Below are 19,357 nucleotides of genomic sequence, written 5' to 3' on the forward strand. Positions count from 1 at the left end.
CTATCTTATAGTTGATCAATAAAGATAAATATTTTCATTCACGAACCGTTTAGTATAACGGAATTCCTGTCAGGTTTATAGGGCATCAATCCTCTATTTCTGAACGAACTTTTACCGTGGTTTTAATCTGGCCAAATATGTTCAATCATCAATTGCACATTTTTATTACCACGGAACTCGTTCACATCTAACTTAAACGCAATTTTTGCTTTTTTGACGCTATTATCTGGCCATCTGCGAACATCAATATTGAACATAATGCCATCCAACATCGGCCCGCCATTGACGGGTTCTAACATCAATTTTAAATGTTTCTCGCCCACCAGTTTTTGTTGCAATAACTGGAAATGCCCATCAAATACTGGTTCAGGAAAAGACTGCCCCCACGGACCGCTTTCGCGAAGTAATTCAGCCGTCTCTAATGACAGTTGATTACGCAATAATTCACCGTCACTCCAAATAACGCCCGATAATTGCTCAGGTTGAATAAGTTCTCCCATCAGCATTTCAAAATGGTATTTGAATGCGTCAAATTTGCTCTCTTCGAGCGACAGACCCGCAGCCATGGCGTGCCCACCAAACTTTTGCATTAAACCCGGTTGCAACGTATTTAATCGCTCTAATGCATCGCGCATATGCACGCCTTGCACAGAACGACCTGAACCTTTTAATAATCCATCTCCGGCTGGTGCGAACGCAATAACGGGACGGTGAAACTGCTCTTTAATTCGTGAAGCCAAGATCCCAACCACCCCTTGATGCCATTCGGGATGATATAACGCTAAACCATTCGGTAACTGATTTTCGCTGTATTCTATTTTGTTAAATAACACCAATGCTTCTTGCTGCATACCCGCTTCAATTTCACGGCGGGTCTGATTTAAACCATCTAACTCATTGGCTAGCTGGCGTGCATGCGCCATATCATCCGTCAGTAGTAATTCAATACTGACAGACATATCATCCAGCCGACCTGCCGCGTTAAGCCTAGGCCCCAGTGCAAAGCCAAAATCATTCGCGACCAGACGAGAGGAATCTCGTTTGGACACCTCAATTAACGCTTTGATCCCAGCGCAGCAGCGCCCTGCTCTCACTCTGTTCAACCCTTGGTGCACCAAAATGCGGTTGTTCGTATCTAATGGCACCACGTCTGCTACGGTACCCAGCGCAACTAAATCAAGGTATTCCGCTAAATTAGGCTCGCTGATCCCTTGTTTTTCAAACCACTGCTGCTGGCGTAAATGGGCTCTTAACGCTGACATTAAATAAAACGTCACCCCAACACCAGCCAGTGATTTCGAGGCAAATTGGCAATCATTAAGATTCGGGTTGATGATAGCATCCGCCGTCGGTAGCGTTTCTCCCGGTAAATGGTGGTCGGTAATAATCACCTTCATCCCATACTCGTGAGCAGTGACCACGCCATCATGAGAAGAAATACCGTTATCTACCGTAATAATCAGGTCAGTTCCCTGCTTATAGGCTTCATCCACCACTAATGGCGTTAAACCATAGCCGTTTTCAAAACGGTTCGGGACGATATAGTTTAAATTCCTATACCCCATCGCTTTAAGCGCACGTATAGCTAATGCGGTGCTCGTTGCACCATCAGCATCAAAATCCCCAACGATAGTGATTTTTTGGTGTTCCACCAGCGCCAAATAGAGCAGCGTTAGTGCATTTTCAACCCCTGATAGCGAACGATAATCAAGCAAATTAGATGCTTTACGCTCCAATTGAGCGAGAGAGGTTATCCCTCTGGAGGCATAAATGCGCTGTAAAAGTTCAGGAACATTAGGTAATGCTGCAGCATCGCCCGTTAATTCTCTTTGACGTAAAAAAGTTTCGACATTCACAATGATGATTATTTCTGTTCAAGTATTTGGAGTAATTCGTCAGGTTTTAAAAAGCCAGGGAGTACTTGTCCGCTTGGTAGAACAATGGCCGGTGTTCCCGTAACTTTAAATAATTGACCTAATTTCAAATGATTACCTAAATCGATTTTACAGTCATCAATCATGGCAACTTCGTCACCTTTGAACGCTTTAGTCAACGCATCTTTTGGTAACGCATTACACCAGATGGATGCCATCTGTTTTGCCGTGTCGCTCTTCATCCCTTGACGCGGGAAGGCTAAGTAGCGCACAGTCACCCCTTTACTGTTTAGCTCACCCACTGTTTCGTGCAATTTCTTACAGTAACCACAGCTAATATCAGTAAAGACAGTTACCGCATATTTTTCATTGGGTGCTTTGAAGATGATCATCTCGTTTTTCAACGCTTCCATCTTCTTCAACAAAGGCTGGTTACTGATGTTCACCGGAACTTTTCCGCTGAGGTCATAAATTGGACCTTGTAACAGGTATTTACCGTCATCAGTCACATAAATTACGCCGTTATCCGTTTCCACCGTATTTAATCCCACAATTGGGGAAGGCTTAATGGATTCCACTTGCATATTATAATGTGCCAGTTTTTCGATAATCAGTTTTTCTTCCGTTGCGCCATAAACCGATGCCGTTAATGACGCGATGCAGGCGGCTAAAACAAGTAGTTTGCGTTTCATATTTATCCTTTTCACCCATCACCCTCTTGGATGATGCTGCTCATGTAAAGCACGTAGCCGCTCAGTAGCGACATGTGTGTAAATTTGGGTTGTGGATAGGTCACTGTGACCTAACAACATTTGTACAACGCGCAAGTCCGCGCCGTGATTCAATAAATGGGTTGCAAATGCATGCCTTAATACGTGAGGAGATAACGCATCCCCATCAATATTCGCAAGAACGGCATAATATTTTATTCGGTGCCAAAATGTCTGGCGGGTCATCTTTGTACCACGTTTGCTTGGAAATAAAACATCGCTAGTTTTCCCATTCAGTAAATCTGGGCGCCCCTGCGCGATATATTTTTCTAACCAGTAAATCGCCTCTTCTCCCAGAGGGATCAAACGCTCTTTATCACCTTTACCAACGACCCGAACGACGCCTTGACGCAAACTGATATCCGAAAATGTTAGCCCTGTCAGCTCAGAGACTCGTAAGCCACAAGCATACAGTACTTCCAACATAGCTTTGTCTCGTAACTCAAGCGAGTCTTCAGTCGCAGGTGCATTCAACAAATCTTCAACTTGTTGTTCACTGAGATCTTTGGGTAATCGCTGCGGAATTTTTGGTGCTGCGATTACCGCAGAAGGATCATCCGCTCTTATCTTTTCGCGGTAAAAATATTGAAATAACCGGCGAATCGAACTTAATAAACGCGCAGAACTTGCGGCTTTGTATCCGCTATCAATGCGTTCTGCGAGAAAAGATTGCAAATCAATCGACTGAACACTTTCCAAATGCAATTGCTGTGCATCCAGCCATCTATCTAACGATTGCAGATCATTACGATAAGATGCCAAGGTGTTTTCAGCAAGATCTTGCTCCAACCAAATTGTATCAAGAAACTGTTCAATTAAAGGATTTAGTTGTTTACGTTCCACGCCAGATCCTATGCCTCTTTATTATTACAGTGCAATCTATTATGCCTGATTGTAGCACCATCTGTTACAATACGTCCCTCGTGATAAAAACCAGCGCTGGATATAGTAATAATATATATGAAAATAGGTCTTTTTTACGGTTCAAGTACCTGCTATACCGAAATGGTCGCAGAAAAAATACGTGACATTCTTGGTGATGATTTCATTACCCTCCATAACGTCAACGATACACCGCCAGAATTAATGGAACAGTACGATGTTCTTATTTTGGGGATCCCTACGTGGGATTTTGGTGAAATTCAGGAAGATTGGCTAGAAATTTGGGAAGCGCTTCCCAAACTTAACCTTGCGGATAAAATGGTCGCAATGTATGGCATGGGTGACCAAGTTGACTATAGCGAATGGTTTTTAGATGCGCTCGGCATGCTCTATCACCAGCTTAAACCAACAGGCGCACAGTTTATTGGCTTTTGGCCGACTGAAGGCTATGAGTTTGAAAGCCCGAAACCGCTCACTGAAGATGGTAAGATGTTTGTGGGTCTTGCATTAGATGATGTGAACCAGTTTGAACAAACTGATGAGCGAGTCGCACAATGGTGCGAGCAGATCCTACAAGAAGTTGAAGCTGCTCTTTAAACACCAAGTACAACTAACTGCAATATCAAATATCAGGATATTGCAGTAGTAATTGATTGAGATTGCGCCAGTTCTCTTCGGAAACAGAATCTTTTGCAATCCACAAGCGAAGCTTCTGAGGCTTACCCTGCAACGCATTAAGTGTTAATAAAATACCAAAGCGACTACACCATGGCGCTTTGATAATTTCCCACTCATTCTTTTTCCATTGCAGCTTGTTGCCATTCACCAATACAGCCACACCTTTGACTTTACTGATATTTTTTTGGCTTTTCGCCCAACTTGCTACCAACACAACTAACAATGGCAGCCAAATCATTGAATTACCTGGGGCCCATGGTGCAACCAGCAAAATAATGCCCATTACCCCATGAAGACAGGTGGAAAAAAGCTGAGTTTTCCATGAAATGGAAAGATTAGATTTCCACAGGACCACGATTTTTATTTCTTTCTTGAATGAGTTTAATCATAGAGAACAGTTCTTCGTCCTCTGGACGCCCGTGATTCATTAGCCAATTGAACAAATCTGGGTCTGGGTACTCGAGCAGGCGCACAAAAACACGTTTGTCGTGATCTGTTAGCTCGTCATATTCATATTCAAAAAATGGCATGATAGAAATATCAAGCTCACGCATGCCTCTTCTGCACGCCCAATGAATTCGCGCCTTGTTATTGATATCGATTTGACTTTGCCCGCTAGGCATTCCATTATCCATTTCACTACGACCTTTTGTTGCAGTTGACTGATAAGATTGATTATTTTAGATACTCTATCAGATAATCTGTCAATAAAACATGTCACACTCTACATAGTTCACATTTTAGGTTGTAAAATACCGTTTTTCTACAAACTATTTACCCTCTTATGCTGAATAATAAGATAACGGAACTTTAATGCGGGTTTAGGCTTGCAATGTGACCTAGCTATTTTACCATTAAGCACCATTATCAGATAAAGAACAACAGGTGAAATCATGACTTCCCATGTAGACAACACACAACAGTTTCCCCTCGATTCTCAGTCTTTACCCCTTGTTTTGATTTCACTGGAAAACTGGGAACTTATTCATCTCCACGGCGCCGATGCAGAAAAATATCTGCAAGGGCAAGTCACCGCCGATATCAGCACACTTGAACATGCGCACACATTAACCGCCCATTGCGATCCCAAAGGGAAAATGTGGAGTGACCTACGCTTATTCCATCACTTAGACGGTTTTTCTTATATTGAAAGACGCAGTGTTGCCGATGCCCAGCTCACTGAATTAAAAAAATACGCGGTTTTCTCAAAAGTCACTTTTGAAAAGAAACCGGAACTGAAATTACTTGGCGTTGCAGGACAAGGGGCGCGAGAAGCACTTTCGTCCGTGTTCGCCACACTACCGGATACCCAAAACCAAGTTGTTGCCGATGGCAACAGCACCCTTCTGCATTTTGATCTTCCCGCAGAACGTTTTTTAATTATTACGGATGAAGCGACTGCGCAAAATCTCGCAGAGACCTTAAATGCAACACAGGTTTCTGACCAACAATGGTTAGCATTAGAAATTGCCGCAGGCTTTGCCGTTATCGACCAAGAAAATAGTGCCCAACATTTGCCACAAGCGGCAAATTTACAAGCTATTCCTCACGGTATTAGCTTTAAAAAAGGCTGCTATACCGGCCAAGAAATGGTCGCACGCGCCAAATTCCGTGGTGCCAATAAACGCGCTATGTACTGGCTAACGGGCACAGGTTCCTCACTCCCTACTATTGGTGATGGTGTTGAGTGGCAACTGGGTGAAAACTGGCGCCGTACAGGAACAGTACTTGCCGCCGTGCGTTTAGGAAATGAAGAATTGAGCATCCAGATTATCATGAACAACGATATGGAAGCCGATAGCGTGTTTCGTGTTATGGGTGACGAACAAAGCCGCCTGACCATTGCACCACTACCTTATTCATTAGAAGAAGATAAATAACTGAGGTTTTTATGTCATCTGCAACAAGTAATAAGCCACTCGATGTTTTGAATTTTGGGGCTTTTACTGAAGTCGTCCAATTTTTGATGGAGCTCGATAAACTGAAAAGCGTTTATCGCAAGAATAAGTTATTAAACCGCGAAAGACACGAAAACACCGCCGAACACAGTTGGCAGTTTGCTGTTGCTGCGATGGCGTTTGCCCCTTATGTGCCGGGTGTTAACCTCGAACGTGCCATGAAACTTGCGCTCGTTCATGATATCGTCGAAATCGATGCGGGTGACGTTTTGGTGTTTGATAATGCCGCTCGTGAAGCTATTCATGATGAAGAAGTCAAAGCAGCTAACCGCCTGTTTAACTTACTGCCTAGTCCTCAAAATGCTGAGTTCTTAGCATTATGGAATGAATATGATGCCGTCGAGACATTGGAATCTAAGTATGCCAATGCCATTGATAGAGCGATGCCAATGTTAATGAACCTGCATAACCAAGGCCAAAGCTGGATTGACAATCATATTCGCCATGAGCAAGTTGTCAGTAAGTGTGACTATATTCAGGAGATCCTCCCTGAATTTTGGTTGCAACTTAAACAGCAATTAGAGCAAGCCCACCAAAAAGGCTGGCTGCTGTAGTTAAAAAAATAAAACAAAAAACGCCAGATAAAATATCTGGCGTTTTCATATTAAGAAACTCGAAAATTAATTACATATACTCATCGATAGGCACGCAAGAGCAATGTAAATGACGGTCGCCATAAACATCATCAAGGCGTTTTACCGCTGGCCAATATTTGTTCACTCGTGTTGCGTGAGATGGGAATACCGCCAATTCACGGCTATAGCCATGTGCCCACTCTTCCGCTAACTCAGTTTGAACGTGTGGCGCATTGACTAACGGGTTATCTTCCAGCGTCCATTTACCTTGAACCACTTGCTCAATCTCATCACGGATAGCCAGCATGGCATCGATAAAGCGGTCGATTTCCACAATACTTTCTGATTCAGTTGGCTCAATCATCAACGTGCCCGCCACTGGGAATGACATCGTTGGCGCATGGAAACCATAGTCAATCAGGCGCTTAGCAATATCTAGCTCACTGATGCCCGTGTCTTTCTTGATTGGACGCAGATCCACGATACATTCGTGAGCCACATAACCTTCTTGTCCGGTATAGAGGATCTCATAACGGCTCGCTAAACGTTTGGCAATATAGTTAGCATTTAAGATTGCCACTTGGCTGGCTTTTCTCAGCCCGTGGGAGCCCATCATGCGGATATACATCCAGCTAATTGGCAGAATAGAAGCACTACCAAATGGCGCCGCAGAAACCGCACCTTGTTCGGTCAGCATTTCTTGAGTGACGACAGAGTGACCCGGTACAAACGGTGCTAAATGTTTTTTCACACCGATAGGTCCCATACCAGGACCACCACCGCCATGAGGAATACAGAAGGTTTTATGTAAGTTCAAGTGAGACACATCCGCACCGATAAAGCCCGGAGTTGTCAATCCCACTTGTGCGTTCATATTCGCGCCATCTAAGTAAACTTGCCCGCCATATTGGTGGATAATTTCACACACTTCGCGAATGCTCTCTTCATATACACCATGAGTTGACGGGTAAGTAACCATTACGCAAGAAAGCGCCGCGCTGTGTTCCTGCGCTTTTTCTCGCAGGTCAACAAGGTCAATGTTACCTTCATCATCACAGCGAACTACCACCACTTCCATACCCGCCATGTGAGCAGATGCTGGGTTAGTTCCGTGAGCAGAGGCTGGGATCAAACAGATATTACGAGCGCCTTCATTGCGACTTTCATGGTAACGACGGATAGCTAACAGACCCGCATATTCCCCTTGCGCCCCGGAGTTAGGTTGCATACAGACAGCATCATAGCCCGTTAATTGAACTAACCAGTGGGAAAGCTGCTCAATCATTTGGTGATAACCTTGCGCCTGCTCCGGTGGGCAGAATGGGTGTAATTCACCAAATTCAGGCCACGTAATTGGTAGCATTTCAGCCGCAGCATTCAGTTTCATGGTGCATGAACCTAATGGGATCATAGCTTGGTTCAGCGCTAAATCCTTACGTTCTAAGCTGTGCATGTAGCGCATCATTTCCGTTTCGCTATGATAACGATGGAAATTTGGATGAGATAAAATCACGTCATCACGCAACATGGCGGCTGGGATTGCATTTTCACTTTCTGAAACTTGCTTATCTAATTTTTCGAAATCCAGTTTTTGGTCAATTCCCGTGATCACAAAGAACAGTTCGTTGAGATCTTGGCGCGTGGTGATTTCACTGAATGTGACACCCACTGCACCGTGAATATCTGTGCGCAAGTTTATTTGCGCTTTTTCGGCACGCGCTAAAACAGCCGCTTTGTCTGCCACTTCGATAGCCAGAGTATCGAACCACGTTTTATGGCGCAGAGCGATGCCAGACTCTGTAAGCGCTTTAGCAAAAATCGAGCTAAAGCGATGAATGCGCTGAGCGATCATTTTCAAGCCTTCAGGCCCATGATACACCGCGTACATCGCAGCAATATTGGCCAATAAAACTTGCGAGGTACAAATATTGGAGTTCGCTTTTTCGCGGCGGATATGCTGTTCACGAGTTTGCATCGCCATACGTAGTGCAGTATGGCCTGCCGCATCACGAGAAACCCCGATAATGCGTCCCGGCATCGCACGTTTGAACTCATCTTTACAGGCAAAGAACGCAGCATGAGGACCACCGTAACCCATTGGCACACCAAAACGCTGCGCCGAACCGAAAACGATATCAGCCCCTTGCTTTGCAGGTGCTGTTAATAGCACTAATGCCATCATATCGGCAGCCACACAGCTAACAATATTCTTCGCTTTTAGTTTGGCAAATAGCTCGCTGTAATCGTGGATATTCCCCGTGGTGCCCACCTGTTGCAGTAATGCACCGAATACCCCCTCGTGTTCCAGTACTTTCTCTGCGCTGTCCACAATCACTTCAAAACCAAATGTACCCGCACGAGTCCGCACAACATCAAGAGTTTGAGGATGGACATCATCCGCAACAAAAAAGCGCTCTGCATTTTTCAATTTACTGATGCGTTTTGCCATCGCCATGGCTTCCGCAGCAGCTGTTGCTTCATCCAATAACGATGCTGAAGCTAAATCTAAGCCCGTTAAATCAATCGTTAATTGCTGGAAGTTCAGCAGTGACTCAAGACGACCTTGAGAAACTTCGGGCTGGTAAGGAGTATAAGCCGTATACCAACCTGGGTTTTCAAGTAAATTACGTAAGATAACAGGAGGAAGGATCACTGGGGCATAACCCATGCCGATGTAACTTTTATAACGTTTATTCAGGGAGGCAATCCCTTTTAATTCTGCGAGGGCTTCTTGCTCAGTAGCACCACCGCCGACTCTTGGTGGCTCAGGCAGTAAAATGGCTTTCGGGACAATTTTGTCCATTAAATTATCGAGGGAAGTCGCGCCAACAGTACCTAACATGGTTTTTATTTGTTGTTCTGATGACCCTATGTGGCGCGAGATAAATTCTGAACGGTTTTCTAGTTGACTCAGTGACATCGACATATCTGTGTTCCCATCCTTTTTGCTATGCGTAGCGTAGGTTATAAGACTCTAGCGATGATAAAACCTATTGATAAACTGCGAGATAAGTAGACTAGCTCAAACTAACCTTGGTTAAAAAATATTCATTATGTTCTTGATATTTCGCACTGTAGCAAGCGATTACACTACAGTGCGAAACATGATGATGTGGATTACTCTTCCGCAGCGATCATGCTCAGATAACCTTGAGCATCAATAAGATCAGCTAACTGAGAGTCATCGCTCATCTTAATACGGAAAATCCAGCCTTCTTGATATGGCGATTCGTTCACCAGCTCTGGAGAGTCGCTGAGTGCATCGTTAACCGCGATAATTTCACCACTAATCGGTGCGTAAATATCGGATGCTGCTTTCACAGATTCAACGACAGCACAGTCGTCCCCTGCGCTCACTACATCACCCACGTCCGGTAAATCAACAAACACCATGTCGCCTAAAGTTTCTTGCGCATGTTCAGTGATACCCACCGTGAATTCACCATTACCTTCATCACGCAGCCATTCGTGTTCGCGGGTATATCTTAATTCTTTAGGTGCATTGCTCATTTCTAGCCTCTCTTTTGATTCTGACTATATGTTCTTGAGAAAAAGTTTTTGAGAAAACGTTTTAAAATCAATTTGTATTAGAAAATATCTAATTACACTAATGCCTTACCTTCGCGGACAAATCCGGGTTTTACTACTTCAACCGGCATTTCCCGCTGACGGATTTCAACGATGGCGTGATTTTTAATGTCACTCGGTACACGCGCTAACGCGATACTGAAACCCAATGTAGGAGAGAATGAACCACTGGTGATCACCCCCTCATGCAATTTACCTGATTCATCCGTAAAGCGCACAACCTGTTCGGCACGCAGAATGCCTTTTTCGCGCATCACTATGCCCACCAGCTTATCGGTACCCTTGGCCCGCTGTTTTTCCAGCGCTTCACGACCGATAAAGTTTCTGTCTTGCGGCTCCCAAGCAATTGTCCACCCCATATTGGCCGCTAATGGAGAAATAGACTCATCCATATCTTGCCCATAGAGATTCATACCTGCTTCAAGGCGCAGAGTATCGCGAGCACCTAAACCTGCTGGATGAACGCCTGCCTTCAGTAATTTGTGCCAGAAATCCACGATCTGCTGTTTCGGCATCGCAATTTCATACCCTTTTTCACCCGTGTAACCTGTGGTTGCAATAAACAGATCACCTGTTTGCACACCATAGAAAGGCTTCATATCTTTGATGGCAGCACGCTGTTCATCGGTCAGTAAAGTGTGAACTTTCTCTTGAGATTTCGGGCCTTGAACAGCAACTAACGCCAAATCATCACGTACAGTAATCGCAACCGCATAATCTTTTGCGTGCTGCTCAATCCATGCAATATCTTTGTCTCGCGTCGCAGAGTTAACCACAAGGCGGTAGAAGTCATCTTCAAGGTAATAAACAATCAGGTCATCAATCACACCACCTGATGCATTCAGCATGCCGGTATACAGTGCGCGACCTTTGATGGTGAGCTTAGCGATATCATTGGCGAGAAGATAACGAAGAAAATCACGGCAACCTTCACCATGTAAGTCAACAATCGTCATGTGGGAAACATCAAACATTCCTGCATCGGTTCGAACAATATTATGCTCGTTGATTTGCGAACCATAGTGCAGTGGCATCATCCAGCCGTGGAAATCCACCATTTTTGCACCGCAGGCTATATGCTCATCATATAGAGTCGTTTGCTTTACCATGAATACCCTCTTTACATTACTGTGTCTGATGGGGTGATCGCGCGATGAACGGCATAAATTTGTGTCTGTAAACCCCGTTTCATCAAAACGCAAATCATCGGATTTGATTCAAAACCGCTAACATTCGAAATTGGATGCTATAAAAAAAAATAGGGTGACGTACTCTCTGTATTACTCATTGCATCATTACATTTCCAGTGGTTTTTGTTAAATAATTGAGAACGATCACTCAATCCCTTCATATTTGGCTTATTGCTGCGCAAAATATCATCAAAATTGAGACTTACTCCAAAAATGTGGATAAATTCAGAAAAACACATGAATTAGAAAAACTAATCCGAAATAATGAATAAATTAGTTTTTCTCAGCTATTGGTAGACTAGGCTGACGACTAACTAGGTGGAATAAGAAATAAAAAACCTGAGTATTTAAAATTAAACACTCAGGTTATCTGGAAGAGAGAATTAAGGCGGAATTAAGCGTTATTAGCCGGTAGTTGCTTTAACCATTTAGGCATATCCGACAAGCCCATAGCGTGGTTCAATAATTGCGGTTTAACTCCCGGCAAACTGTCTGCTAAAACAAGGCCAATATCTCGCAGCAGTTTCTTCGCAGGGTTGTTGCCATCAAACAGTTCACGGAAACCTTGCATCCCCGCTAACATCACCGCAGCGCTGTGTTTACGGCTACGCTCATAGTCACGCAAATAGAAATATTGACCAAAGTCTTTGCCTTCACGGTGTAGCCTTCTGATTTCTCCAATCAGCATAGCAACGTCCATAAAACCAAGATTCACACCTTGACCGGCTAAAGGATGAATGGTGTGAGCCGCATCCCCAAGTAGCGCTAAACGCTGCGCCGCGAACTGGCGTGCATAGCGCCCAGTTAACGGAATTGTTAAACGGTCGCTTTCTAATTGGCAAAAACCTAAATTAACATCAAATGCGACGGTCAATTCTTTCTCAAACTCTAACTTATCCAAATCTTGACGACGAGCCGCCGCTAAGTTTGGTTGAGACCAAACAATCGAGCATAAATGCGGGTCACTTAACGGTAAGAACGCGAGGATGCCTTCACCATTAAAGGCTTGGCGGGCAATACCTTCATGCGGACGTTCAGTTCGAATAGTTGCCACCAGTGCGGTATGTTCATAATCCCAGAAAGTGAGCGGAATATCCGCGTGGCTACGCAACCATGAATTTGCGCCGTCTGCCCCGACTATCAAGCGAGCCGTTAACATATTTTCATCGTCTAAAGTGATGAAAACGTCATTTTCCCCCCACACTACCTTTTTGATAGTTGCAGGTGCCAGTAAAGTCACATCGCGCAATTGGCTGGCTTTTTGCCATAAGGCGTCGCGCACCACATTGTTCTCAACAATATGACCTAAATGGGAGAGATTTTGGTCTTGCGCAGAAAAAGCAATACGGCCGAAACTGTGGTTGTCCCACACTTCCATCCCGTTATAGGCGGCAGCACGCATCCCTTTGATTACTGACCACACATCTAAATGAGCCAATAATTTTTCACTGGCGGCATTGATTGCCGACACGCGTAGCGCATGGGGATCGTTAGCAGAGAATGGAATTTTAGGTGGATGGTTCTCAACGACCGCCACACGTAAACCACTGCCTTCGAGTCCACATGCCAGTGCGAGCCCAACCATACCACCACCGGCGATAACCACATCAAACGATTGCATATTTTTATTCCTCTTAGTTTTGTGGTTATTTATGTGCGACCCAGCCAAGGGTTTGGCGGGCTAAAACATCACGAACAGGCGGCAACATCTCCATCGCCATCAGACCTAAATTACGCCCCACAATTAATGGGAAGCAACGATTAGCAAATAAACGCACCAGACCATCAGTCATGGTGACCGTTTTTTCTCGGTCGGCTAATCGGGTTTGTTGGTACTGACTGAGCAATGAATAACTACCAATATCTTGCTGATTATCATGAGCATTGACGACTAATTCAGCTAATTGCATGACATCGCGGATCCCAAGATTGAAACCTTGCCCTGCAATTGGGTGTAATGTCTGCGCCGCATTTCCCACCAGTGCAACACGGTGACTGACAGGATTCACCGCTTTTCTTAACACTAATGGGTAACAATTACGTTTACCCGCTTGGGTAATTTCCCCTAAGCGCCAGCCAAAGGCTTGCTGTAATTTGCGAATAAAGGTTTCATCATCCCACGCATTAATATCGTCAGCATGTTCTTGGTGATGACACCAAACTAACGAGCTACGCCCTTCAGACATAGGTAATAATGCCAAAGGACCAAATTCAGTAAAACGCTCGAAGGCTCGACCTGCGGGGTCAATCGAGGTTTTCACATTGGCAATAATCGCCACTTGTCCATAATCATCTTGCTGCCATTGCATGTTGCAAGCTTGACCAATCGCGGAACGACTACCATCCGCCGCCACTAATAGACTGCCCGTGATTTGCTCACCGCTGTCTAACGTGACAGTCACATTCTCCACGGTACGCTCAACATGCTCCACTTTAGCGGGACAATAAAGTGTAACGCCGGGCGCTTTACGTAACAGTGAAAATAAACGGGTGCCCGCTTCATGCAATTCAATCACATTACCCAATTCGGTGATTTGATGATCTTCCGCATGAATATTAACGAACCCTGCGTGCCCTCTATCGGACACATGAACGTGATTAATGGGGGTGACGCAATCAGCAAATGCAGACCAAACACCTATCGACGATAAGTACTGGCAAGTGCCGTGAGCTAACGCAATCGCTCGTGCATCAAAGCCCGGATGTTGGTTATCCGGTTGAGATGCTTCGATAATTGATACCGAAACACGTCCTTGACTGAGTGATGAAATTGCCAGTGCCAATGTCGCGCCAGCCATTCCTCCCCCAACAATAATCACATTCATAGGTTGTTAATTACCTTCTATTATTACTTTTTACTGCTTAACCTAAGCGTTTTTTAGCCGCCGCCATTAACGCTTCAATTTCATCAGGATCTTTAACGACCATCGCCGTTAAGTTTTCATTCCCATCTTCAGTGATAAGAATATCGTCTTCTATGCGAACACCAATACCACGGTATTGAGGCGGTACATCAGCGTCTGGCGCAATATATAATCCCGGTTCAATAGTCAGCACCATGCCTGGCTCTAAAATGCGGTCTCTTTCTACACCGTAGAAACCGACATCATGAACATCTAAGCCCAGCCAATGGCTTAAACCATGCATAAAAAATGGATGATACGCTTTGTTTTCGATCAATTGTTCGACATCACCCTGCAAAATGCCTAATTTCACTAAGCCTTCCGTTTTAATACGAACAATTTGGCGAGTCACTTCGTGGATGCTGGTACCAGGGCGATACAGTTCTAATGCGGTATTGATAGATTGAAGAACGATATCGTAGATTTCACGCTGCTCTTTGCTGAATTTGCCATTTACTGGGAAAGTTCGAGTGATATCTCCTGCGTAACCTTCTAACTCTGCACCAGCATCAATCAGGACTAAGTCCCCGTCTTTCATCGCACATTCATTTTCTGTGTAGTGCAAAATGCAGGCGTTTTCGCCACTACCTACGATGGTGTTATAGGATGGGAAACGCGCACCATGGCGAGTAAATTCATACTCAATCTCACCACAGAGTTGATATTCATACATATTCGGGCGGCAAGTTTCCATCGCACGAATATGCGCTAATGCCGAGATTTCACCCGCTTTACGCATGACCGCCATTTCTGCATCTGACTTAAATAGGCGCATTTCGTGCACCATTGGACGCCAGTCAATGACAGTGCGAGGGGCTTTTAAATTGCGACGGCTTCCTCGGCGCAGGACATCCAACGCACCGAAAACCAGTTTATCCGCGTAATCAAATTCACCTTGAGCGTGATAAATCACATCGAGGCCATTGAGTAATTGATAGAGCTGATCAACGATTTCATCAAATGGCAGCGCTTTATCAACACCGAGTTTTTCCGGTGCCGCATCTTGCCCTAAACGACGCCCAAACCAAATTTCTGCGGTGAGATCGCGAACACGGTTGAACAGCACGGTGTGGCTATGTTTCTCGTCACTTTTTATTAAAACTAAAACCGCTTCTGGCTCACTAAATCCAGTCAGATACAGAAAATCACTGTGCTGGCGATACGGATATTCGCAATCCGCATTACGTTGTGCTTCCGGTGCTGAGAAGATAATAGCAGCACTTGCTGGCGCCATTTGAGCCAATAATGCATTACGACGAGAAATAAATTCCTGCTTATTCATACCGTTATTGCCTTATTATTTGGGTTTTAGGTTGGTTGCTTGTTTGATAATTAGCTAAAAATCAAACGGCAATCAGTTTAAATTAGGTAAATCCGTTCCTTAACCGTAGGTGACTGACAATGCAGAAAGCCTACAGTTAGTGGGTCGCTACCTAGTATTATAGATTAGTGAAGAACGGGCTTGATATTCTCGACAGCGGTTGGGCCTTTTTTCGGCTCAGCCAGTGCGATGTAACACAGTTGAACGGCAACTCTCACATATTCAACAACTTCTTCTAATGCTTGCTCTAACTCTTCTTGGTCTTCTTCTTCATCATAACCAAGCATACCGATGTTACGTAGATCAGTAATTACTTCACTAATCTCTTTTTTATCAGTCAATTTAGGTTGAGCAACGCCAATGCCAAGTAAGAAGTGGTTAACCCAGCCAGCCAGTGCGTCTGCATGGTCAAACACAGAAGCGTCTTCATCCGGAAATAGCATATTAAATGCAAATTCGGTGTCATCTAATGCTTCAAATGTGAGGTCATATAGCTCGCGCAATGGTTGTGAAACGGTTTGCGGAAACGCAAGTCCGTCATTCGCCAGATCATGAACAAGCGTTTGCCAACCGTGGTCACGGCTCCCTCCACAAATCAGTCCGGTTATTAAACCATGGATCTCGGCGGCCGTGAGTGCGATTGAGTGCTGTTGGAGTAAGTTATCCAACGATTCATAGTTAGGTAAAGATTTTTGTATAGACATCTGAATTCGTCATGTTAGCTTGGGATTCGTGATATGCTACCACCAAGGATAGCCGCTAGACCAGCCTGCTTTTTTTGTCTGAGTTATTATTAGCTTATTTTTATTCTAAACTAGTAATATATCGCCAATGCCTATCTCAGCATAAGCTATGCAAAAATTAACAACATTTACGCCAAATGTCCTACTTTTATTGGCGAAAACGATTTTAGTATGGAGGTACCATGTCCGCACAACCCGTTGATATTCAGATTTTTGGGCGCTCTATGCGCGTTAATTGCCCAATAGAACAAAAAGAAGCGCTCTTAGAGTCAGCAAAAGAATTAGAAGAACGCTTAAAAACGTTAAAAGACCGAAGCGGTGTCACTAACACTGAACAGCTTATTTTCATTGTCGCATTGAACGTCTGTCACGAATTAGCACAAGAAAAGACAAAAACGCGCGATTATGCTTATAATATGGAAGAGAAAATAAAAGTATTGCAGCAGACGATTGAACAAGCGTTGCACGATCAGGTGAAAATCACTGAGAGGCAGGTATTGCCCCTAGAGTAAATATGCTTATTAATCAATCACTAGTAAAAAAATAAAACGAAAAATTAGGTTGCATTTATACTCTAATTTCGTACAATGAAATCACTGAGTAACGAAAGTTCTCAAAACAAATTTCTCTGAGATGCGCGTCAGTGGGTAAGTCCCCTGAGCCGATATTTCATACCAAACAGAATGTGGTTATTGCGCTGGTGAGCATGCCTGATTCGCTCAGGAAGCCTAAAGGTTGCTAAACTGCGTTCACCTTGAACCAAGGGTTCAAGGGTTACAGCCTACAACGGCATCTTGGAGACCTCCCTTCTATTTAGTCTGCTCTTATTCTTTGCACAAAATCCCAAACCCACGCTAAAAATTACTTATTCCTATTCCTTGCGATATACTGTTTCGTAGGTTTTTCCACGAGTTATCAACTTGCTATTAGGAAATGATTTATGGGAATGGTTATGTCAGATACGCTCTCTTCACTACGTCAACAAATCCGTAAATCCATTCGAGCAACTAGACGGGAACTGACACCAGAAGCCCAAGATGACGCGGCTCAACACATTATCGCTCACATACTTAATCACCCCAAAATAGCGTCAGCTAAAACGATTGCCCTATTTCTTTCGTTCGATGGTGAAATTAATACACGTCCATTAATCCAAGCCCTTTGGGATCACGGAAAACAGGTTTATCTCCCCGTTATTCATCCTTTTAATCCTCATCACTTATTATTTTTGCACTACACGCCGAAGACTATCTTAGTAAAAAATAAATTTAATATTGAAGAACCACAATTGAATGTGTTGGATGTATTACCTATCGAGCAACTGGATATTATGATGGTCCCGCTGGTGGCCTTTGATAGCCAAGGACAACGGTTAGGAATGGGGGGCGGATTTTATGATAGAACATTGGCAAACTGGCAACAAACTGGCTTTTATCCTATTGGGCTCGCCCATGATTGTCAGTTAGTTGAAGATTTACCCGTTGCGCATTGGGATATTCCGTTGCCAGAAATTATTACCCCGAAAAAAATATGGCGCTGGTAAATACCAACGCCACGGTGTTTTTAATATATCGACTGATTAGAACAACAGACGAGCGCGGATAGTGCCTGGTAGAGATTTTAATTTCAGTAATACTTCATCCGCTTGGCTTGGCGACTGCGTTAGCACATCAATAACCACGTAGCCCACATTACCGGAAGTTCTCAGGTATTGCCCGACCACGTTAATGTTATTTTCAGTAAACACTTGGTTGATACTGTTCATGATACCAGGGCGGTTTTCATGAATGTGCAGTAAACGGTTAGTATCATCCATATGCACTGGCAGAGAAACTTCAGGGAAGTTAACCGCAGATAATGTTGAACCATTATCTGAGTATTTTGCCAGCTTGCTTGCCACTTCTAAGCCGATATTTTCTTGTGCTTCCTCTGTTGAACCACCGATATGTGGAGTCAGGATCACGTTATCGAATTTAATCAACTCAGAGATGAATGGGTCATTAGGATCGTTGTTTGCTGCTGGTTCCGTTGGGAATACGTCAACCGCTGCACCTGATAATTTCTTGCTTTCTAACGCTGAACTTAATGCAGGAATATCAACGACGGTACCGCGTGATGCGTTGATGAAAATCGCACCTTGCTTCATTTGCTCAAACTGTGCTTCGCCAAACATATTCTTTGTGCTTGCAGTTTCAGGCACATGTAGGCTTACCACGTCGCTCATTTTTAATAATTCTGGTAATGAACGAACTTGAGTTGCGTTACCTAATGGTAATTTGTTTTCGATGTCGTAGAAGTAAACATCCATACCGATGCCTTCAGCTAAGATCCCTAACTGTGTACCGATATGACCATAACCGACAATACCTAAGCGCTTACCACGAGCTTCAAAACAACCCTTCGCTTGTTTTTCCCAGATCCCGCGGTGAGCTTGCATATTCGCTTCAGGAATACGACGTAACAATAGTAATAACTGACCTAATACCATTTCCGCCACGGAACGGGTGTTGGAGAATGGTGCGTTAAAGACAGGAATACCGCGCTTCGCTGCTGCATCGAGATCAACTTGGTTGGTTCCAATACAGAAACATCCCACAGCCACCAGTTTTTCTGCTGCAGCAAAGATCTCTTCCGTCAAATGAGTACGGGAGCGGATCCCCACAAAACGCGCGTCTTTAATCGCTTCTTTTAGTTCTTCGTCCGACAGCGCGCTTTTGTGATATTCGATATTGGTGTAACCCGCTGCTTTGAGGTTATCCACAGCACTTTGGTGAACACCTTCGAGCAGTAAAAATTTAATTTTGTCTTTCTGCAAAGATACCTTGACCATTTACCCTACCCTATCGTACTTAATTTTTGACCGATGAATTTCGTA

General features: G+C 44.1%; 18 protein-coding genes and 1 other RNA gene. 6 read left to right on the forward strand and 13 right to left on the reverse strand.

Features of this window, described 5'->3' with window-relative positions; all coding sequences use genetic code 11:
- Window positions 1–122: 122 nt before the first annotated feature.
- From recJ to xerD, 3 genes are read right to left on the reverse strand one after another with little or no spacing between them, the layout of a single operon-like run.
- On the reverse strand, window positions 123–1,856 hold the full coding sequence (gene recJ / locus H0913_RS13110; RefSeq protein ID WP_181477398.1) for a single-stranded-DNA-specific exonuclease RecJ: 1,734 nt from the start codon (window positions 1,854–1,856) through the stop codon (window positions 123–125).
- Window positions 1,857–1,864: 8 nt separating this feature from the next.
- Window positions 1,865–2,566: a bifunctional protein-disulfide isomerase/oxidoreductase DsbC gene (gene dsbC / locus H0913_RS13115; protein WP_154602567.1), complete on the reverse strand. Its 702-nt coding sequence runs from the start codon at window positions 2,564–2,566 to the stop codon at window positions 1,865–1,867.
- Between the two features lie 18 nt (window positions 2,567–2,584).
- Complete coding sequence (gene xerD / locus H0913_RS13120) at window positions 2,585–3,487, reverse strand: site-specific tyrosine recombinase XerD (protein WP_181477399.1); 903 nt, start codon at window positions 3,485–3,487, stop codon at window positions 2,585–2,587.
- A 117-nt stretch (window positions 3,488–3,604) separates the two neighbouring features.
- On the opposite strand from xerD, the gene fldB reads away from it, so the two are divergent.
- On the forward strand, window positions 3,605–4,123 hold the full coding sequence (fldB, locus tag H0913_RS13125) for a flavodoxin FldB (protein WP_154638134.1): 519 nt from the start codon (window positions 3,605–3,607) through the stop codon (window positions 4,121–4,123).
- A gap of 25 nt (window positions 4,124–4,148) precedes the next feature.
- Here fldB and H0913_RS13130 read toward each other — a convergent pair whose 3' ends face one another.
- Complete coding sequence (locus H0913_RS13130; RefSeq protein ID WP_181477400.1) at window positions 4,149–4,559, reverse strand: protein YgfX; 411 nt, start codon at window positions 4,557–4,559, stop codon at window positions 4,149–4,151.
- The gene (gene sdhE / locus H0913_RS13135) at window positions 4,540–4,806 is read right to left on the reverse strand and encodes an FAD assembly factor SdhE (protein WP_181478795.1); all 267 of its coding nucleotides are present in this window, start codon (window positions 4,804–4,806) and stop codon (window positions 4,540–4,542) included. The genes H0913_RS13130 and sdhE overlap by 20 nt, the downstream gene beginning before the upstream one ends.
- Window positions 4,807–5,097: 291 nt before the next feature.
- Between sdhE and ygfZ the strand changes: the two genes are divergently transcribed.
- Together ygfZ and H0913_RS13145 are read left to right on the forward strand one after the other, a co-directional pair.
- Complete coding sequence (gene ygfZ / locus H0913_RS13140) at window positions 5,098–6,084, forward strand: tRNA-modifying protein YgfZ (protein ID WP_154638133.1); 987 nt, start codon at window positions 5,098–5,100, stop codon at window positions 6,082–6,084.
- Between the two features lie 11 nt (window positions 6,085–6,095).
- Window positions 6,096–6,716: an HD domain-containing protein gene (locus H0913_RS13145; RefSeq protein ID WP_154602562.1), complete on the forward strand. Its 621-nt coding sequence runs from the start codon at window positions 6,096–6,098 to the stop codon at window positions 6,714–6,716.
- Between the two features lie 70 nt (window positions 6,717–6,786).
- On the opposite strand, the gene gcvP is transcribed toward H0913_RS13145, so the two are convergent.
- From gcvP to H0913_RS13180, 7 genes are all read right to left on the reverse strand, one after another.
- Window positions 6,787–9,663 (reverse strand): aminomethyl-transferring glycine dehydrogenase, encoded by a 2,877-nt coding sequence (gene gcvP / locus H0913_RS13150; protein ID WP_181477401.1) that lies wholly within the window; start codon window positions 9,661–9,663, stop codon window positions 6,787–6,789.
- Between the two features lie 191 nt (window positions 9,664–9,854).
- Complete coding sequence (gcvH, locus tag H0913_RS13155; RefSeq protein ID WP_154602560.1) at window positions 9,855–10,247, reverse strand: glycine cleavage system protein GcvH; 393 nt, start codon at window positions 10,245–10,247, stop codon at window positions 9,855–9,857.
- 92 nt (window positions 10,248–10,339) lie between these two features.
- Complete coding sequence (gene gcvT / locus H0913_RS13160; protein WP_154602559.1) at window positions 10,340–11,434, reverse strand: glycine cleavage system aminomethyltransferase GcvT; 1,095 nt, start codon at window positions 11,432–11,434, stop codon at window positions 10,340–10,342.
- Between the two features lie 475 nt (window positions 11,435–11,909).
- Window positions 11,910–13,136 carry an FAD-dependent 2-octaprenylphenol hydroxylase gene (ubiI, locus tag H0913_RS13165; protein ID WP_154602558.1) on the reverse strand — a complete coding sequence of 409 codons (1,227 nt, stop codon included), beginning with the start codon at window positions 13,134–13,136 and terminating at the stop codon, window positions 11,910–11,912.
- A 25-nt stretch (window positions 13,137–13,161) separates the two neighbouring features.
- Window positions 13,162–14,340: a 2-octaprenyl-6-methoxyphenyl hydroxylase gene (gene ubiH / locus H0913_RS13170; RefSeq protein WP_181477402.1), complete on the reverse strand. Its 1,179-nt coding sequence runs from the start codon at window positions 14,338–14,340 to the stop codon at window positions 13,162–13,164.
- 37 nt (window positions 14,341–14,377) lie between these two features.
- A complete protein-coding gene (gene pepP, locus H0913_RS13175; RefSeq protein WP_154602556.1) occupies window positions 14,378–15,700 on the reverse strand; it encodes a Xaa-Pro aminopeptidase in 1,323 nt (440 codons plus the stop codon).
- Between the two features lie 164 nt (window positions 15,701–15,864).
- Entirely contained in the window at window positions 15,865–16,443 is a 579-nt protein-coding gene (locus tag H0913_RS13180) for a YecA family protein (RefSeq protein WP_154602554.1), read from the reverse strand.
- A 221-nt stretch (window positions 16,444–16,664) separates the two neighbouring features.
- Here H0913_RS13180 and zapA point away from each other — a divergent pair, with 221 nt between their 5' ends.
- The 3 genes from zapA to H0913_RS13195 all read left to right on the forward strand — a co-directional run bounded on the left by zapA (window position 16,665) and on the right by H0913_RS13195 (window position 18,025).
- A complete protein-coding gene (zapA, locus tag H0913_RS13185; RefSeq protein WP_036951152.1) occupies window positions 16,665–16,994 on the forward strand; it encodes a cell division protein ZapA in 330 nt (109 codons plus the stop codon).
- A gap of 110 nt (window positions 16,995–17,104) precedes the next feature.
- A non-coding RNA gene (ssrS, locus tag H0913_RS13190) (6S RNA) lies at window positions 17,105–17,287 on the forward strand.
- Between the two features lie 135 nt (window positions 17,288–17,422).
- Window positions 17,423–18,025, forward strand: coding sequence for a 5-formyltetrahydrofolate cyclo-ligase (locus H0913_RS13195; RefSeq protein WP_230086611.1), 603 nt, complete (start codon window positions 17,423–17,425; stop codon window positions 18,023–18,025).
- A gap of 36 nt (window positions 18,026–18,061) precedes the next feature.
- Here the strand turns inward: H0913_RS13195 and serA are convergent, their stop codons facing one another.
- Window positions 18,062–19,312 (reverse strand): phosphoglycerate dehydrogenase, encoded by a 1,251-nt coding sequence (gene serA / locus H0913_RS13200; RefSeq protein ID WP_132495784.1) that lies wholly within the window; start codon window positions 19,310–19,312, stop codon window positions 18,062–18,064.
- Window positions 19,313–19,357 lie beyond the last annotated feature (45 nt).

The organism is Providencia rettgeri (genome assembly GCF_013702265.1).
GTDB lineage: Bacteria > Pseudomonadota > Gammaproteobacteria > Enterobacterales > Enterobacteriaceae > Providencia > Providencia zhijiangensis.

Excerpts from the sequence above, each read along its gene's own strand:
- gcvT (WP_154602559.1), bottom strand. The coding sequence starts at position 11,434 with ATGGTAAAGCAAACGACTCTATATGATGAGCATATAGCCTGCGGTGCA.
- fldB (WP_154638134.1), top strand. The coding sequence starts at position 3,605 with ATGAAAATAGGTCTTTTTTACGGTTCAAGTACCTGCTATACCGAAATG.
- ygfZ (WP_154638133.1), top strand. The coding sequence starts at position 5,098 with ATGACTTCCCATGTAGACAACACACAACAGTTTCCCCTCGATTCTCAG.
- gcvP (WP_181477401.1), bottom strand. The coding sequence starts at position 9,663 with ATGTCGATGTCACTGAGTCAACTAGAAAACCGTTCAGAATTTATCTCG.
- H0913_RS13195 (WP_230086611.1), top strand. The coding sequence starts at position 17,423 with ATGGGAATGGTTATGTCAGATACGCTCTCTTCACTACGTCAACAAATC.
- ubiI (WP_154602558.1), bottom strand. The coding sequence starts at position 13,136 with ATGCAATCGTTTGATGTGGTTATCGCCGGTGGTGGTATGGTTGGGCTC.
- gcvH (WP_154602560.1), bottom strand. The coding sequence starts at position 10,247 with ATGAGCAATGCACCTAAAGAATTAAGATATACCCGCGAACACGAATGG.
- H0913_RS13180 (WP_154602554.1), bottom strand. The coding sequence starts at position 16,443 with ATGTCTATACAAAAATCTTTACCTAACTATGAATCGTTGGATAACTTA.
- ubiH (WP_181477402.1), bottom strand. The coding sequence starts at position 14,340 with ATGAATGTGATTATTGTTGGGGGAGGAATGGCTGGCGCGACATTGGCA.
- pepP (WP_154602556.1), bottom strand. The coding sequence starts at position 15,700 with ATGAATAAGCAGGAATTTATTTCTCGTCGTAATGCATTATTGGCTCAA.
- H0913_RS13145 (WP_154602562.1), top strand. The coding sequence starts at position 6,096 with ATGTCATCTGCAACAAGTAATAAGCCACTCGATGTTTTGAATTTTGGG.
- zapA (WP_036951152.1), top strand. The coding sequence starts at position 16,665 with ATGTCCGCACAACCCGTTGATATTCAGATTTTTGGGCGCTCTATGCGC.
- serA (WP_132495784.1), bottom strand. The coding sequence starts at position 19,312 with ATGGTCAAGGTATCTTTGCAGAAAGACAAAATTAAATTTTTACTGCTC.
- dsbC (WP_154602567.1), bottom strand. The coding sequence starts at position 2,566 with ATGAAACGCAAACTACTTGTTTTAGCCGCCTGCATCGCGTCATTAACG.